The following is a 16695-nucleotide window of genomic DNA, read 5'->3' as shown; positions in this document are numbered from 1 at the left end:
AATCTGAATGATTTCCTTTGCCTACTAAGAATTGCTTATTTTTAGAGAAATTCGGTAGTCCATCGGAGTGTTAATATTTTGAGAAATAAGGGTATTTTCGATGACAGACTCCACTATTTGGTCTTCATATTTGCGAATAATATTACGCAGTCCTTGCGTCTCTTCCCGTATCGATAGAAGAGCATGAATAATATTTTTCGAGAATAGTATAGGGTGCCCTCTTTTCCCATTATTTAACGGTATGGCAATTAAACAATTTGAATCTTGAAGTGATTGAATAAGCTGATTAATTACAGTATTATCAATTGGCTGATCAACAGCTGAAATTAAAATCATGTCAGAGTCGCGATCGATCGATTGAAGCCCTTTAATGATAGAAGAGCATTTTCCTTGACGAAAATTCTCGTTATACACCGTTTTAACGGGGTATAGATTTGTTATGGGAAAAAATTTCTCAGCCTCATGGCCAACAACAACAATTGTTTCTGACAGATTTGAATTTAACAGCATTTGAATCTGGTGTTCGATTAACGTTTTCCCTTTCCATTGAAGCAATCCTTTATGAGGGAGCGGCCTCATACGGCTTGATAACCCTGCAGAAAGCAAAATGGCTGAAACCTTCATTACGTAGTTCCTTTTCCTATTAATTTCATTTCCTTTTCAGCTGCAGTTTGGATGGCTTTTATTATTTTTGTATAGCCGGTACATCGGCAAAGATTTCCCCCTAATGCTGTTTTAATTTGATCAGTCGTTGGCACATAATCGATTCTATCTAGAAAGGCTCTTGCAGAAACAATTATGCCTGGCGTGCAATACCCGCATTGAGTGGCACCCTCTACTACAAAGGATTCTTGGATAACATCCATATTTGAAGTTAATCCGACTCCTTCACAAGTTACTATTTCTTGATTTACAACTTGACCTGCGAGAATCAAACAGGAGCAGACCACTTCACCGTTTAATAAAACTGAACATGATCCGCATTCCCCTTTGCCACAGCATTCCTTGCTGGCTGTCAGCTTTAGATCCTCCCTTAAGACGTCCAGCAAAGTTTTGGCCGGTGGGCACGAAACAGTACAAGGTGAGCCATTAACAGTAAAATTTATTTCTCTCATTAGTTTCCCTCCATATAATTGGTTTCTCATTTATTGGTGAATAATCTTTATAAGGTGTACTGTTAAATAGTGTTTTCTATATTGATTTTTCAAATAGAATATTAGGTAAATGGACTTTGTATTAGGAAATTTTGCAATTGGAAGAGTGTAGCTGTCACGGGGTGTCTGAAAGATAACATTATTTTGCAGGAAAATAAGCAGTTAGTTTGTGTTCATTGGATTAAAACAGTACTTTTTTTAGCATTCAGGCTAAGGAACAAAAAAATTCCCATACAAAAAGGCTGCCGTGAAATTTTCACACGTAAGAAACCCTTTCGTAGTTAGGAATTTACGGTCCCTAGTAGAAACCCTCAAACCGATTTTTGAGGTTATACGAAAATAATAATATTAGATATATTTGACCAAAAATGTTAAAATTTTAAAAAAGTTTAAGTTGATTTGTAGTGTAATAGCCATGTCAATATTTTGTCAAGTGTAAATTTTCAGATAATACTATTGACAATAAAACTTGCTTTGTTTAATATAGTGAGTAACGGGAGGCAATTATGTCTATTATTTCTATACATACCCATCAATCTTTAAAAAAGGATATTGCTCATCTTTATAACCGAGTCAACCAAGAAATTCACGGTGTCGGAGTAAAGAAACAGCGAATAGAAATATTTGATGACATGGTAATCATTTTTGCTCAGCATAAACGGGTCCAGTCGCTTCAAATGCTTAGTAAAAATTTCCAACATTTGACTATTTCGGTTGATTCAGCATTAAGTGTTGAATTCAAATCGTTATTTAAAGATCAGATTGAAGAGATGCTGCCTTTTAAAGTGAAGACCATTTTAAAAGATTACGATCCTGTTACGGAAGAATCATGTACAATCATTTATTTTAAAGAATAATAAGCTATCAATTTTGTTTGGGAGAGCTGTGCAAGCCGCAACTACTCTTAACCATTTTGAAAGCGGTTCCTTTAGCTTTTGTTTAACGGAAGTTATATGAAACCGCAGTAGTAGATCATCATCTTATGGAAGATGTTTTCTATTACTGCGGTTTTTTATATACAAATTTCTATTTTTGGAGGTGATTTATTAGGAAAATAGCGAAATGCATCCCGAGTTTATACAGAAGATACATTTTGTAAATATGGGGGGCTGACCTTGGAAAAGCTAAATCCTGTTAAAATTGGAACTTTAGGATTTCAGCATGTATTGGCAATGTATGCAGGTGCTGTCATTGTACCTTTAATTGTAGGACCTGCAATTGGATTGAATGCTCAACAACTTGCATATTTAATCTCGATTGATCTATTTACATGTGGGATAGCAACATTATTACAGGTCATAGGCGGAAAGCATTTCGGTATAAAATTACCTGTCATTTTGGGCTGTACATTTACAGCGGTAGGGCCGATGATAGCCATTGGACAATTACAAGGAATAACCGCGATTTATGGCGCCATCATTGTCTCCGGAATTATCGTCATGATATTATCGCAGTTTATGAGTAAAATTATGCGTTTTTTCCCTCCTGTTGTCACTGGTTCAGTTGTTGCTATTATTGGGGTTTCCTTAATTCCAGTCGCAATGAATAATGCTGCTGGTGGGCTGGGCTCTCCCGATTTTGGCAGCTCCAAAAATTTATTCTTAGCCATACTTACACTGATTCTAATTATCTTAATGAATCGTTTCTTCAAAGGATATATGAAAGCAATTTCTGTCCTGCTATCGCTAATTGCAGGAACAATAGTCGCATATTTTATGGGAATGGTTAGCTTCGTGGAGGTTGCTAATGCTTCCTGGTTTCATATTGTTCAGCCTTTCTATTTCGGTCTGCCTACTTTTAATGCCTCAGCTATTTTGACAATGACCTTAGTCGCCATTGTAAGTATGATAGAGTCCACTGGTGTATTTCTAGCATTAGGGGATGTTTGTGAACGAAAACTAGAATCCAAGGATATTAAAAAGGGATTAAGAGCAGAAGGGCTTGCAGTTGTAATTGGAGGAATATTTAATGCTTTTCCTTATACATCATTCTCTCAAAATGTTGGCCTTGTAGCTCTAACTAAAGTAAAAACTAGAAACGTTGTAATCTCTGCTGGGGTCATACTAATGATTTTAGGACTTTTGCCTAAGATCGCAGCTCTAACTACCGTCATCCCTATGGCTGTCCTGGGCGGTGCCATGATTCCAATGTTTGGTATGGTGATTTCATCAGGGATTAGAATGCTTTCAGCTGTAGATTTTACTAAAAACGAAAACCTCTTAATTATTGCTTGTTCCGTTGGAATTGGATTAGGATCTGCGGTAGTTCCTGCTATCTTTGGCAGTCTTCCAACAGGTGCCCGTTTACTCGTTGAAAATGGAATAGTAATAGGAAGCTTGACAGCCATTTTACTAAATGTGGTCTTTAATTATAAGGATTTAAATATATCTAAAGATGGGCAAATGAATCAGTTAAAAACTGAACACTCAATGGATGTCCTTTAATAATCTGCATAAAGCAGAAATAAAAATAGCAGAAGGGGTATAAACTATGGATTTAATTCTGAAAAATGCGAATATTCCACAAGGAGATCGCCAAGTCTTAACGAATATACTAGTAAATGATGGAAAAATTATTGGGTATTCCAATGACATTAGCTTCTTAAATGCTACACAGGTTATTGATGTTGAAGGCAAGCTAGTTGTTCCTGGTTGTATTGACCCGCATACACATTTTATGGATCCAGGCTTTACTCATAGAGAAACTTTTGCAACTGGAAGCCGTTCAGCAGCAGCTGGCGGATTGACAACGATCATTGATATGCCATGCTGCAGCAAGCCTTCTGTTCGGGATGGGGATAGTTTCCAAAAGAAAATAGGTCCGATTCGTGACCAAGCATATATAGATTATTGCTTTTGGGGAGGAATGACGGGAGAAGATGCCCGTGAAGGCTGGATCGATAATATTTATCCGCAAATTGATGAAGGGGTTGTCGCTTTTAAAGTGTATATGACACCTTCCGTACCAACTTTCCCAAAGGTTTCAGATGCTGAAATGCTTGAAATCTTTAAACATGTGGCAAAAACAGGTTTGCCAATAGGTGTGCATGCTGAAAACTATGATATTTGCACTTTTAACTCTAAGAAGCTAGAAAAAGAGGGGCGTTTAGATGGTCCAGCATGGGCAGAGGCCAGGTCCAGTCTAGCTGAAAAGGTCGCAATCGAATTAATTCTAAGCTTTGCCGAAGCAACAGATGCCCGTGTCCATGTTGTGCACATGAGTACAAAAGAGGGAGTGGAGCTAGTGAGGGCCGCTAAGAAACGGGGGATTAAAGTTACTTCTGAAACTTGCCCTCATTACCTCGTACTAAACGCACAGGACTCAATGTCAGAACGTGGTTCATATGCAAAAATTGCTCCTCCATTGCGCGGTAAGGAAGACAATGAATCTCACTGGCAGGCACTTGCCGATGGAACAATCGATTTCGTTGGAACTGACCACGCTCCATATGAAATAGCAACAGAAAAAGAATATCCAGGAGCGACGATTTGGAATACTTTCCCTGGTATTCCAGGAGTAGAAACAATGGTCCCTATCCTAGTAAGTGAAGGACTAAATAAAGGCCGTCTATCACTATCACGTTTTGTAGAGGTTACGAGCAGGAATGCTGCCATTCATTATGGCATTTATCCGAAAAAGGGATCAATGGAAATTGGCAGTGATGCTGACTTCACTATAATCGACCTTGAAAAGGAATATGTCATTGATGAACAAAAAACCGAATCAATGGCGAAGTATAATCCATTACATGGCTTGAAATTAAAAGGAAAGCCAGTACAGACAATAATCCGCGGAAACGTTGTTTTCGATGAAGATAACGGTGGAATTGTCGGAGAAGCAGGCTATGGAGAGTACGTGCCTCGTCAAAGTATTCAGAGACTGGAAAGAACATTAAAATATGAAAAATATGAAGCCGTAAAAGTAGAAACAAAGGAAGCTGAAGCTGTAACACAAAATTGATGTTTTAGTTTTCAATCATGTAGATTCGAATAGTTTCATATATTGATATAACAAAAAGAAAAATGAAATCAGTTTTCTGAAAGGATGAAAGATAAGTGGAACTTAAAGGAAAGAAACATTGTGTTGTGGTAATTGATATGCTCAATGATTTTATTGGTGAAAATGCAGCTCTTCGCTGTGAAAGTGGTGAAAAAATTGTCCCTAAAATTAGGGAGCTAATCGATTTTGCTCACGATTTAGATATTCAGGTAGTACACGTACAGGAGGCTCATCGAAAAAATGACAGGGATTTCCGTGTAAGACCTGTTCATGCTGTAAAAGGCACATGGGGATCAGAGTTCATACCTGAGCTGCAGCCGGAAGAGGATAAGGGTGACTATGTCGTTCAGAAGAGAAGACATAGTGCATTCAGCTATACCGATTTTGATCTGTTCCTTAGGGAAGAGGAAATAGATACAGTCGTTTTAACAGGCGTATGGACAAATGTTTGTGTTCGCAGCACCGCATCTGATGCTCTATATCATGGATATAATGTAATCTGTATTTCCGATGGAACAGCGTCTCAAGATGATGATATGCATGTTTCCGGATTAAGAGATATTGATATTTTCGGAGATATCATGACAACAGAAGAATATAAAGAAGCAGCGAAAAATAAATTCTCCCTAGACGAAAAGGTTGTTTAATATTAACACTCATACAGACCGAAAAAGAAGAATTTTAGTGGGTATTACTGGGGCTAGCGGATCATTGTATGGATATACTTTGATCCGCGCTCTTCATCAATTAGGAATAGAAACGCACTTAATTGTTACGGAAATGGGAGAGAAAGTAATGCAGTTTGAGTGCGGGGTTAAGATGGAGGAGCTTAAAGAATATGCCACTGTCCATAGTAATAAAAATTTGTTTGCATCGATAGCAAGCGGATCCTATTTGACAGACGGGATGGTTATAGTCCCTTGTTCCATGAATACACTTGGGGCCATTGCGAATGGTGTCGGCGATACATTGCTAAGCAGAGCGGCAGGTGTAGTTTTAAAAGAAAAACGAAATTTTATTATCGTTCCAAGGGAAGCCCCATTTAATCTAATACACTTACGGAATATGACACTGCTTGCTGAGACAGGTGCATGTATCATGCCAGCCTCTCCAGGATTCTACCATAAGCCAACAGAAATATGGGAGCTGGCAAACTTCATGGTAGCCCGAATTTTAGACATGCTTAATATTGATCATCGACTGCTGGAAAGGTGGGGGGAAAATTCATGATACCTGTAACAATGAGAGCATTATTAGATGACTGGGAGAATAGAGGCCTCCTATATCGAATTAAACGAGAAGTAGATCCCCGCTATGAATTAGGTGCTGTTGTAAATACGAAAAATGGAAAGCAGCCATTCCTCTTTGAAAAAGTCAAAGGGTATCAATCAGCAATGGCAGCAGGATTAGGCGGAGATCGTGAGCTAGTTGCTGATAGCATGGGAATACATGCTTCGGAACTGATCCCTAAAATCATTAACTCCATTGTTAATCCAATCCCTACAACTTTAAAGGAAACTGGACCTGTACAGGAAAATTTAGTAACAGGCGATTTCGATTTAGCTGACCTGTTTCCAATACCGACCTTTCACGAAGGGGATTCAGGTGCCTATTATGTATCAGGGATACTTGTTGTAAAGGATGTAACAGGAAAGAAAAGGTATACATCTATAAGGAGAATGCAGTATCTAGGCGGAAATCGAACAAATATTTTAATTACTTCGCCAGAGTTATTGGAACAGTATTCATATTATGAAAAACTGGGTGAGCCAATGGAAGTGGCCGTTATGTTTGGGGTAGTGCCAGCTGTCGTTTTGAGTTCCCAGATTAGCACACACCTATATCATACGGATAAATTAGACGTTGCGGGGGCTTTACTTGGACAATCCTTAGATGTTGTTCGCTGTAAGACAGTGGATATAGATGTTCTAGCAGAAGCGGAAATTGTTTTTGAGGGCCGAATGTTACCGAATGAACGTGAGATGGAAGGGCCATTTGGAGAATTGGCCGGTTATTATGGGTTTAGATCCCCTCAGCCAATCGTGGAAATATCTGCTGTAACCTATCGGAATCAAGCCATAAACCAGACCATTTTCCCTTCAAGCTATGAAGAAAGACTGCCAATGGCTCTAGTTCGGGAGGCGACCTTATTAAGTACTGTTAGGCAAGTCGTGCCGAATATTAAAGGTGTACATATTCCGATGGGAGGTGTTGCTCGCTACCATGCTGTCATTCAAATCGAGAAAAAGTCTGAAGGGGATGGAAAGCAAGCCGCACTTGCTGCATTTGCTAGTGATAAAGATTTAAAGCATGTCGTTGTCGTAAACGATGATGTTGATATTTTCGATTCAGACGATGTTGAATGGGCGATTGCAACTAGGGTTCAGGCCTCTAATGATGTATTTATTGTACCTGGAGCTAAAGGTTCTCCACTCGAATCCTCCCATAACCTAAGAGGTGTTTCCGATAAAATGGGAATAGACGCCACATATCCTTTAGGAGAGGAAGAAATGTTTAAAAGAACATCCATTCCAATTGAAGTCAATCTTGAAGATTATTTATAGAGGAACTAGAAAAATCAAATGAAACTGTTAAAGTTTTCTACCTGAATGAAAAAAATATAAGTTCATTTAACTAGTTCATCATATTGACCTTGGAAAGGGGGATGGAAATGAAGGCAATTGGGATGATTGAAACAAGGGGATTAACAGCTGCTATAGAAGCACTTGATTCCATGGCCAAAGCAGCCAATGTTAGTTTAGTAGATTTAAAACGAGTCGGTTCTGGTTTAGTGACTGTAATTGTAGAAGGAGATGTTGCAGCTGTAACTGCCGCTGTTGAAGTGGGGAAAACGGCTAATTCTAAGACCGGAGGAGAGTTAGTATCCTTTAATGTCATTCCTCGACCGCATGCAGAGCTTGCTAAGATTCTCTAGGAGGTGATTACGCTTGTCAGAATTCATGAAAAATATTGTTCAGGAAGTATTAAAGCCAGATAATAAGCCGAGAGAGAATCCTCTTTTTAACGGGGGGAATTCAAGGTTTGTTTATTCGAAATCCACTGTCAATGACAACAAACAAGAAGCTTCAAAACAATCGATAGCGGGAATAAATCGTCCAAACTATCAGCAAAAAAATATCCAAAAAAGATTAGCTGGAGTGCCTGCTAATACTAATAAAGATCTAATCAATCATTCATCCAAAAATGAACAAAGAAATGTTCATACTAAAACGGGGAGTAGTGATTCCATTACAGGTTCCATATCTAAACTGCAAAAAATCTCTCTTGTACAAGGTAACCAACCATTAAATAAGCCTCAAAAAGGTTCATATGTAAATAACCATTTTAATGAAGAAAGTAAGTTTATCGGCCAAACGAGAAATGGAATAAAAGCTTGGGTCTATTCTGGTCTATCTGAAAAACTGATGGAATCATTTCAGAGGCCGCTAAAGTCACATTCCGTTGGGGTCATTTCAAGTGAACAATCGTCAATCGGCCAGTTATTTCTAGTGAATGAGATTTTACGAGAGTATTCGGCCATGAAATATAGTTTGTTATGGGAAAAAGAAAAAAGCAGTGGCTTTATTCTTGAATTGTATGAAGAAGATACCGCCAAACTAACCGAGGCCGTAAAAACATTATTTCAAAAACTTTCTCACCATTCTTATAAGCCTTTACAGCTTTTTAAAGTTCATTCTCCTAGTCCATGGTTAACAAAACAGCTTAATTTGAATGCTCATGTAGATGGGGTCGCTGTACTTGATGGAATAAATCATTATTCATCCATTCTTATATTAGATCGTTTATTGAAAAAATCACCAAATATAAATTTCAACTATACCGTAGAGAAAGGATATTTACTTCTTTATGGTCCATTCATAACGATTTCAGAAGTCTCTGCCGAATTACTTAAGGAAGCTGAGAGGTTTAAATAACTTTATATGACTGGAGGCTATGTAATTGCAAGCACTAGGATTAATAGAAACAGTGGGCTATTTAACAGCTGTTTCTGCTGCAGACGCTGCAGTTAAAGCCGCGGATGTAGAAATTGTAGGCATCGAAAAAGTAATTGGCGTAAATGGGTATCTGGGTGTTACGGTCCATTTCAGCGGGGATGTCGCCGCAGTTAAATCTGCTGTGGATGCTGGTAAGGAAGCTGCAGATCGTATTGGAAAGGTAATTTCCTTTCATGTGATTCCAAGGGCTCACAACGAAGTAGCAAGTAAACTATTACCTCATTTTAAACTTGAAGAGAAGAGCTTAATTAAGAAGGAAGGCTCTGAGGAGAATACGGAGAGAGCTGAAGCGAAGGGAAAAAATATAAAAGGCTCAATGAAAAAGGGAACCACTAAAAAAGCGGAAAATGATATAACGGAAAACAGTCAATCAGAGGAAGACAATAACAAATCAAATTAATCATTATGAGGAGGAAATAAATCATGGGTGAAGCATTAGGATTAGTAGAAACAAAGGGTTTAGTTGGTGCAGTAGAGGCTGCTGATGCAATGGTTAAGGCAGCAAATGTAGAAATTTGCGGCTATGAAAAGGTTGGCTTTGGACTTGTAACTGTCATGGTAAGAGGAGATGTAGGGGCTGTTAAAGCAGCGACAGATGCGGGAGCTGAAGCGGCAAGCCGTGTTGGAGAATTGGTATCTGTCCATGTTATCCCTAGACCTCACAGCGAAGTGGAAAGAGCCCTATTATCTAAAACGATTGGTGAATAAATATGAGCTCAAATAAGCAGAGTGTAATGATGAAACACACTCTGCGCGAGCTGTCTAACCGAAACAGCTACAGTAAGAGCCTACAGAAAAGACCATATGTCCTGGCTCTAATTACCTCTCATTTGATTGGAATGGAACCAGGACTTTTATATTTAAAAGACCTAACTAGTAAACAATGCATGCTTCGAATCTCAGTGGAAGATTCGATTTACTCACATGACGAAAGAAATGACCTTGCGAGAATAATTGGCAATGATGATTGGATTTGTCATCAGCATTTATCAGAAAAAAATAAGATTGATATAGTCTTTCTCCCAATCCTGTCATTTTCGCTAGTATCAGATATTCTTTCCTTCAATGAACAAAGACCTTTTGTCCGTCTGATTCTTCATAGTTTAATGACTGGTAAGAAAGTCATTGCATTAAAAATAGGGATAGACGCTAATCATCAGCTATGGCGGGTGAAGGGTTTGGATAAAGGATCTCAAGCTTTTAAAAGAAAACTGAAGGACCAAATGATTCAGCTCAAAGGGTTAGGAATTGAACTAATCAATGAAGATGATAATTTTGATGTTTTTCTTAATCATTCTCTAAAAAAATCAATTATTACCGCAGAAACAATACGATATTTGCATGGGCAAAATCAACATACTTTGAGTATGACAAGTCAGACTATCATTACTCCCCTTGCCAAGGATATGGCAAGAGAGTTGAATATTGCAATCATTACAGAATAAGGGGACGATCTTTATGCACATGGGAATAGTGGTTGGCCGGGTAACTGCTACGAGAAAAGATGAAAATCTAGTAGGGACGAAGCTATTAATTACACAGCCGATTGGATTAGATGGACAGGTACTGCCAAACCCTATTATTACCGTTGATACTGTTGGAGCCGGCATAGGTGAAAGAGTGATCTATGTGACTGGAAGCATGGCTTCAAGAGCGATCAGGAATAAAGATGCACCCATAGATGCTGCAATTATTGGAATAATTGATAGTTTGGAAGGAACGATGACAGGGGGTTAAACAGTGGACGCTCTTAAAATAAAAGAAGCTATACAATATCGGAAATTAATTGATGTATTATTGCATCCACATCAATATGCGGACATAGTCCTTAGAGGCGGGTATTTTATTAATGTAATCACCCGTGAAATATATGAAGCAGATGTTGCCATTAAAGGACAATATATTTTAATGGTCGGAGATGCAAAGGATCTGATTGGTCCGAAAACAACGATAGAAGATGTTAAGGGGAAATTTATTAGCCCGGGCTTTATTGATTCTCATATGCACTTCGAAAGTGCCATGCTGACATGTACAGAATTTTCCAAGCTCTCCATTCCGACAGGGACAACTACATTAATTGGCGACCCGCATGAGATAGGAAATGTTCTCGGTGTTCATGGAATGAAAGCGATGATTGAAGAAGCTAAAACCCTTCCAAATCGTATCTTATTCACTGTTCCTTGTGCCGTACCTGATGCGCCTGGTCTAGAAACCTCAGGGTATGACGTTTCAGCGAAGGATATGAAGGACTTATTGAATGATCCATATGTTCAAGGGATAGGCGAAATTCAAAGCTTTAGTAATATCCAGCCAGTCTATCAACATGCCCCTGAATTAATAGATGATCTAGTGGCAGCGGTCTCCTATGCAAACAGTATTGGTAAAACTGTCGAGGGAAATGCTCCTGGATTATTTGGGAAAGAACTGGCAGCACATATTATAAGCGGAGGCACACATGTTTCTTGTCATGAAACGACTACGAAGGAAGAAATGGTTGAAAAGTTGCGTTATGGAGTAAGTGTGTTTATGAGGGAAGGATCCTCCCAACGAAATATGGCAGAGTGTATCCGTGCCATTACAGAGGATGGATTGGATTCGAGACGAGCGATTTTAGTATCAGATGATATGGTTCCTGCAGATCTCCTGAAATATGGACATATGAATGATATTGTCCGCAGAACGATCGCGGAAGGAATTGATCCTGTCGAAGCCATCCAAATGGCAACCATTAATCCGGCTACTCACTTCGGGTTTAAGGATGTAGGAGTGATCGCACCTGGTAAAAGGGCAGATATTGCCGTTATTAGTGATTTAATGAATATGACGATCGATCAAGTATATCTCAGTGGTAAAAAAGCTGCTGAAAAAGGCGAACTAACTATCGACATAGCCCCGTATATTTATCCTGAAAGTGTTAAGAAATCGATTAAAAGAAAAGCAGTTACAAAAGATGAACTCACTATTAATGCTACAGGATCCCGTGCAAGGGTAAGAGCTATTGAAGCCATCCCTTTCCAAAATTTAACGGGCGAGGGCGAGTATACTCTGAATGTAAAGGATGGAATTGTCCAGCCTTGTCTGAAGCAGGATGTATTGCCATTACTTGTTGTTGAACGTCACGGAAGAACAGGAAAAGTAGGGAAAACATTCTTGCATGGCTTTGATTTAAAGAGCGGAGCCATTGCAGAAAGTGTTGCCCATGATACTCATAATATTATTGTGACAGGGACGAATTATGAGGATATGGTAACCGCAGTCAATCGTGTCATTGCAATGGGAGGTGGAATTGCCATGATCAAGGAAAGTAAAGTGGTTGGAGATCTTCCGCTCCGTGTAGGTGGTCTTATGACAGATGAATTAACCGGTAAGGAAATGAGTGATAAGGTTGATGAGCTTTCCAGACTTGCAAAGGAAGAGCTTGGTTGCGGAATGGAGGTTCCATTCATGCACTTATCCTTCTGGTCACTAGTCACAAGTCCGAAGTGGAAAATTACTGATATGGGATTGATTGATGTAGACAAGTTTGAGGTTATTCCTACGATTATTTAAAAATACATCAAGAAAAGTCGTCGCAGGAACAATCGCCCTTTGATTGTTCCGAAGGCGCTTACGCTTTTTGAATTGGAGGGAAAAATTATGGGAGTCAGATTAGTAGACTTAACTCAGGAAATCTATCATGGGATGCCAGTCTTCCCTCTTCATCCATCTACGATGATTTTTACTAATATTACACATGAAGAATCGGAAAAAAAGATAGGGTTTCCATTTGCAACAAACAATTTAATCATTAATGAACATGGGCCAACCCATAGTGATGCTACATACGAGTATGATCCAAATGGGAAATACATTGATGAAATGCCATTAGAATATTTCTATGGTCCAGCCGTTTGCCTTGATGTCTCACATGTTCCGACAAATCGTTATATTACGAGTCAGGATCTTGAGAGTGCCCTAAATAAATCGGGTCAGTTTATCGAGAAGGGGGATATCGTTCTTCTCTATACTGGCCATTATAACAGGTCGTATGGCACAGATGCATGGTTAACTACTTATACAGGTCTTGATTACCAAGCAGCTAAGTGGCTAGCAGAGAAAGGCGTTGTCAATATCGGCATCGATTCTCCGGCAATCGATCATCCTGATGATCCCAAGTATTCCGGTCACCTAATTTGCAGGGAGTATGGCATGACCAATACGGAAAACCTTTGTAATTTGGACCAAATAGCCGGTATGAGATTTTTATACTTCGGGCTTCCGCTCAGGATTCGGAAAGGAACTGGCTCCCCAATCCGGGCAGTTGCTGTTTTTATTGAATAAACGGAGGGTGATTTTATGAGAGAAATCTTTAATAGGGACAGAATTCGTGAAGAAATAGTCATTCCTCCCTACGAAGGCAGAAGCGCTTTTTTAAGAAAAGGCGAAGAGCTTATTATCATTGATCTGGATGGGAAGCAGGTTGGGGATTTTGTTTGTTTTAATCATGCAGATCCTCAAGAATATGTATCCCCCGTTCATATGAGAGCATCATTAAGCAGTATTCGGTTAAAAAAAGGCGATTTATTATACAGCAATAGACGCCGACCTCTTATGCAGCTAGTAGAAGATACTGTCAGTGTCCACGATATATTTTTTCCAGCCTGCGATTATTATCGGTATAAAATGGATTTTGATCACGATGATCATCCAAATTGCTATGACAATTTAGAAACAGCTTTAAAGAAGTTTAATATTCATCCAGCTATTGTTCCAGATCCTATTAATCTATTTATGAATAATGTGCTGGACGATCAAGGCGATTATGTGATTGAAGAGCCACTTTCAAAGCCAGGAGATTATGTGAGGCTCAAGGCCTTGGAGGACGTGGTCATCGCCTGTACAACATGTTCGCAAGATATGGCACCTGTAAACGGATGGAAGGTTACATCTCTAAAAATGCAAATAGTGGAGGCAGAATAATGGATGATATTCAATTCCTTCAGGAGCTTCTGCGGATCAATAGTTCAAATCCTCCAGGTAATGAGCATGAGGTAACTGAGGCTTTTATTGAACGATGTAAGATGAAGGGCATCCCCTTTAAAATGACTTATCTTGAGAAAAATAGGAGCAATTTTGAGGTGACACTCAAGGGCAGTGGTGATAAGCATTTATTTCTGTGCGGCCATATGGATACGGTTTCCCCTGGAGAGGCTGAATGGCAGTATGCCCCTTTTTCAGGGGACATTGTAGAAGAAAGGATTTATGGCAGAGGGGCTTCAGATATGAAAAGCGGCTTGGCCGCCATGTATTTAGCATTAGAATCTTTAATTTTGGAAAAAAAGACACCTCCAGCCACTATTACATTTTTGGCAACAGCTGGTGAAGAAGTCGATAGCTGCGGAGCTAGGGCGTTTTTAGAAGGAAATGACGATCGAGTCATTGATGCACTAGTAATCGGTGAACCGACAAATGAAAAGGTTGTGGTTGGACATAAGGGAGCACTTTGGTTAGAAATTAGCACATATGGAAAAACCGCTCACGGGTCTATGCCAGATCAAGGAATCAATGCTGTTGATCATATGATGCAAATAATAAATGTGTTAGATTCACTAAAAGTTGAGTGGAAACTAGAAAAGGAACCTCTTGGAAGCAGTAGCCTTGCGGTTACAATGATCAATGGGGGGATTCAAACGAATGTCATTCCGGATCGATGTTCAATTCGGGTGGATATACGTACAGTTCCTCCACAATCACATGACCATTTAATAGAACAGCTAAATCAAAAACTTAATAAACTTGTTGAAAATAACGAGCTCCATCAGTTCAAGATAACGAAAGTGTTAGACCGTCCACCTATTCTTACCGCTGTTTCATCAGATATTATTCACTGTGCATTAGAAATAAAAAATGAAGAGGACTCAAATTGCTTTGGTGTTTCTTATTATACAGATGCAGCTGTATTAAATCCAAGAAGCGAAATCCCTACATTAATCTATGGACCAGGTGATGAGAAGCTTGCCCATCAGCCAAATGAATGGGTAAGTATTGCTGCCTATAAAAGATCGATCGATTTTTATAAATCATTAATTTTGAACTTTGACGAAAAGAAAGCCGATATGACAAGCCAGTTACAAGGAGGTGTAAAATGAGCAGCATTCTCATTAGGAACGCAGAAATCGTTACGATGAATGAGAAGGAAGAAATTATTACAGGAGATATTTATATTGTAGATGACAAAATTGTTGAAATCGGACAAAATCTCCGCCATTATGCAAGTAAAATTATTGATGCTTCAGGACGCACGGTGATACCGGGATTTATACAAACTCATATACATTTATGCCAAACATTATTTAGAGGGCAGGCTGATGACCTTGAATTAATGGATTGGTTAAAGCAAAAAATTTGGCCTCTGGAAGCATCTCATGATGAGGAATCCATTTATTACTCAGCGATGCTTGGCATTGGGGAACTATTACAAAGTGGAACAACAACAGTTGTAGATATGGAAACTGTTCATCATACAGATTTTGCTTTTAAAGCAATTGCGGAAAGCGGAATTCGCGCCCTAGCAGGGAAGGTCATGATGGATAAGGGAGATGAAGTTCCAGTTCTCTTAAGGGAAAATACGCAAGAATCCATTCAGCAAAGTGTCGATCTGCTTGAAAAATGGCATAATCATGATGGCGGCAGAATCCAATATGCCTTCTGCCCTCGTTTTGTTGTTTCATGTACGGAGGAATTATTAACAACAGTAAGGGATCTTTCAAAGCATTACAATGTCAGAGTCCACACACATGCCTCTGAAAATTCCACTGAAATTTTGTTAGTAGAAAAAGAACATGGAATGAGAAATGTTGTCTACCTTGATAGCATTGGGTTAGCGAATGAGCGTTTAATTCTGGCACATTGTGTGTGGCTGGATGAAGAAGAGAAAAGAATTATTAGAGAGCGCGGAGTTAAGGTCAGCCACTGTCCAGGATCTAATCTTAAGCTCGCTTCAGGAATTGCTGAAATTCCGTCATTACTTAACTCACATGCACATGTAAGTCTAGGTGCTGACGGAGCACCTTGTAACAATAATCTGGATATGTTCAATGAAATGAGACTCGCTGCTATTATTCAAAAACCTATCCATGGACCAACAGCCATGAATGCAAGAACTGTATTTAGAATGGCTACAATCGGGGGAGCAAAAGCAGTTGGAATGGAAAATGAAATTGGCAGTATTGAAACAGGGAAGAAGGCTGATCTCGCTATTTTGAACTTAAATGATTTCCACACATATCCATCCTCAGAAATTGATCCAATTTCCAGAATTGTTTATTCAGCCACAAGAGCGGATGTTGAAACAACGATTGTGAACGGAAAAGTACTAATGGAAAATAGACAGATGATTACGATTGATAAGGCAGTTATATTGAGAGAATCAGATATATCCATAAAGCGATTAGTGAAAAAGTTGGAAACAGTATTGTACTAAAGGTGTTTCGATTTTAAATAACATGTACCCTCCCTTCAGCCAAGAAGAGTCCATTATTAGTAAA

General features: G+C 39.0%; 19 protein-coding genes and 1 riboswitch. Of the genes, 17 read left to right on the top strand and 2 right to left on the bottom strand.

Going from position 1 to position 16695, the window contains the following annotated elements; translation table 11 throughout:
- Positions 1–24 precede the first annotated feature (24 nt).
- Positions 25–624, bottom strand: coding sequence for a nucleotidyltransferase family protein (locus V7127_RS16865; protein ID WP_335346950.1), 600 nt, complete (start codon positions 622–624; stop codon positions 25–27).
- Positions 624–1115 (bottom strand): (2Fe-2S)-binding protein, encoded by a 492-nt coding sequence (locus V7127_RS16860; protein ID WP_335487942.1) that lies wholly within the window; start codon positions 1113–1115, stop codon positions 624–626. The genes V7127_RS16865 and V7127_RS16860 overlap by 1 nt, the downstream gene beginning before the upstream one ends.
- A 297-nt stretch (positions 1116–1412) precedes the next feature.
- A riboswitch (purine riboswitch) is annotated at positions 1413–1511 on the bottom strand.
- Between the two features lie 149 nt (positions 1512–1660).
- Here V7127_RS16860 and V7127_RS16855 point away from each other — a divergent pair.
- From V7127_RS16855 to V7127_RS16775, 17 genes are all read left to right on the top strand, one after another.
- Positions 1661–2011, top strand: a complete 351-nt coding sequence (locus V7127_RS16855) for a Na-translocating system protein MpsC family protein (RefSeq protein WP_335346952.1) — start codon at positions 1661–1663, stop codon at positions 2009–2011.
- Positions 2012–2269: 258 nt separating this feature from the next.
- Positions 2270–3598 (top strand): nucleobase:cation symporter-2 family protein, encoded by a 1329-nt coding sequence (locus tag V7127_RS16850; protein ID WP_335355090.1) that lies wholly within the window; start codon positions 2270–2272, stop codon positions 3596–3598.
- A 46-nt stretch (positions 3599–3644) separates the two neighbouring features.
- On the top strand, positions 3645–5114 hold the full coding sequence (locus V7127_RS16845; RefSeq protein ID WP_335346954.1) for a dihydroorotase: 1470 nt from the start codon (positions 3645–3647) through the stop codon (positions 5112–5114).
- A 95-nt stretch (positions 5115–5209) separates the two neighbouring features.
- A complete protein-coding gene (locus V7127_RS16840; protein ID WP_335346955.1) occupies positions 5210–5800 on the top strand; it encodes a cysteine hydrolase family protein in 591 nt (196 codons plus the stop codon).
- Positions 5793–6383: a UbiX family flavin prenyltransferase gene (locus tag V7127_RS16835; protein WP_335487939.1), complete on the top strand. Its 591-nt coding sequence runs from the start codon at positions 5793–5795 to the stop codon at positions 6381–6383. Before V7127_RS16840 ends, V7127_RS16835 begins: the two co-directional genes overlap by 8 nt.
- Positions 6380–7717, top strand: a complete 1338-nt coding sequence (locus V7127_RS16830; RefSeq protein ID WP_335355093.1) for a UbiD family decarboxylase — start codon at positions 6380–6382, stop codon at positions 7715–7717. The genes V7127_RS16835 and V7127_RS16830 overlap by 4 nt, the downstream gene beginning before the upstream one ends.
- Positions 7718–7824: 107 nt before the next feature.
- Positions 7825–8088 carry a BMC domain-containing protein gene (locus V7127_RS16825; RefSeq protein WP_335346958.1) on the top strand — a complete coding sequence of 88 codons (264 nt, stop codon included), beginning with the start codon at positions 7825–7827 and terminating at the stop codon, positions 8086–8088.
- A 13-nt stretch (positions 8089–8101) separates the two neighbouring features.
- Positions 8102–9088, top strand: a complete 987-nt coding sequence (locus tag V7127_RS16820; protein WP_335487936.1) for a hypothetical protein — start codon at positions 8102–8104, stop codon at positions 9086–9088.
- Between the two features lie 25 nt (positions 9089–9113).
- Positions 9114–9569, top strand: coding sequence for a BMC domain-containing protein (locus tag V7127_RS16815; RefSeq protein WP_335346960.1), 456 nt, complete (start codon positions 9114–9116; stop codon positions 9567–9569).
- Between the two features lie 23 nt (positions 9570–9592).
- Complete coding sequence (locus V7127_RS16810; RefSeq protein ID WP_066288284.1) at positions 9593–9877, top strand: BMC domain-containing protein; 285 nt, start codon at positions 9593–9595, stop codon at positions 9875–9877.
- A 2-nt stretch (positions 9878–9879) separates the two neighbouring features.
- A complete protein-coding gene (locus V7127_RS16805; protein ID WP_335487934.1) occupies positions 9880–10614 on the top strand; it encodes a hypothetical protein in 735 nt (244 codons plus the stop codon).
- A gap of 13 nt (positions 10615–10627) precedes the next feature.
- Complete coding sequence (locus V7127_RS16800; protein ID WP_335487930.1) at positions 10628–10906, top strand: EutN/CcmL family microcompartment protein; 279 nt, start codon at positions 10628–10630, stop codon at positions 10904–10906.
- Positions 10907–10909: 3 nt separating this feature from the next.
- A complete protein-coding gene (gene ade / locus V7127_RS16795) occupies positions 10910–12718 on the top strand; it encodes an adenine deaminase (protein ID WP_335355095.1) in 1809 nt (602 codons plus the stop codon).
- Positions 12719–12805: 87 nt separating this feature from the next.
- The gene (locus tag V7127_RS16790) at positions 12806–13489 is read left to right on the top strand and encodes a cyclase family protein (RefSeq protein ID WP_335346964.1); all 684 of its coding nucleotides are present in this window, start codon (positions 12806–12808) and stop codon (positions 13487–13489) included.
- A gap of 15 nt (positions 13490–13504) precedes the next feature.
- Positions 13505–14128: an urea carboxylase-associated family protein gene (locus V7127_RS16785; protein WP_335487927.1), complete on the top strand. Its 624-nt coding sequence runs from the start codon at positions 13505–13507 to the stop codon at positions 14126–14128.
- Entirely contained in the window at positions 14128–15297 is a 1170-nt protein-coding gene (locus V7127_RS16780) for a M20 family metallopeptidase (RefSeq protein WP_335355096.1), read from the top strand. The genes V7127_RS16785 and V7127_RS16780 overlap by 1 nt, the downstream gene beginning before the upstream one ends.
- On the top strand, positions 15294–16631 hold the full coding sequence (locus tag V7127_RS16775; RefSeq protein ID WP_335346967.1) for a 5'-deoxyadenosine deaminase: 1338 nt from the start codon (positions 15294–15296) through the stop codon (positions 16629–16631). Before V7127_RS16780 ends, V7127_RS16775 begins: the two co-directional genes overlap by 4 nt.
- Positions 16632–16695: the final 64 nt, after the last annotated feature.

The sequence above is a fragment of the Bacillus sp. JJ1773 genome, from assembly GCF_036962035.1.
Classification (GTDB): domain Bacteria; phylum Bacillota; class Bacilli; order Bacillales; family Cytobacillaceae; genus Cytobacillus.
The sequence above is the reverse complement of the archived record's forward strand: the minus strand, read 5'-3'. Positions and strand labels throughout refer to the sequence as shown.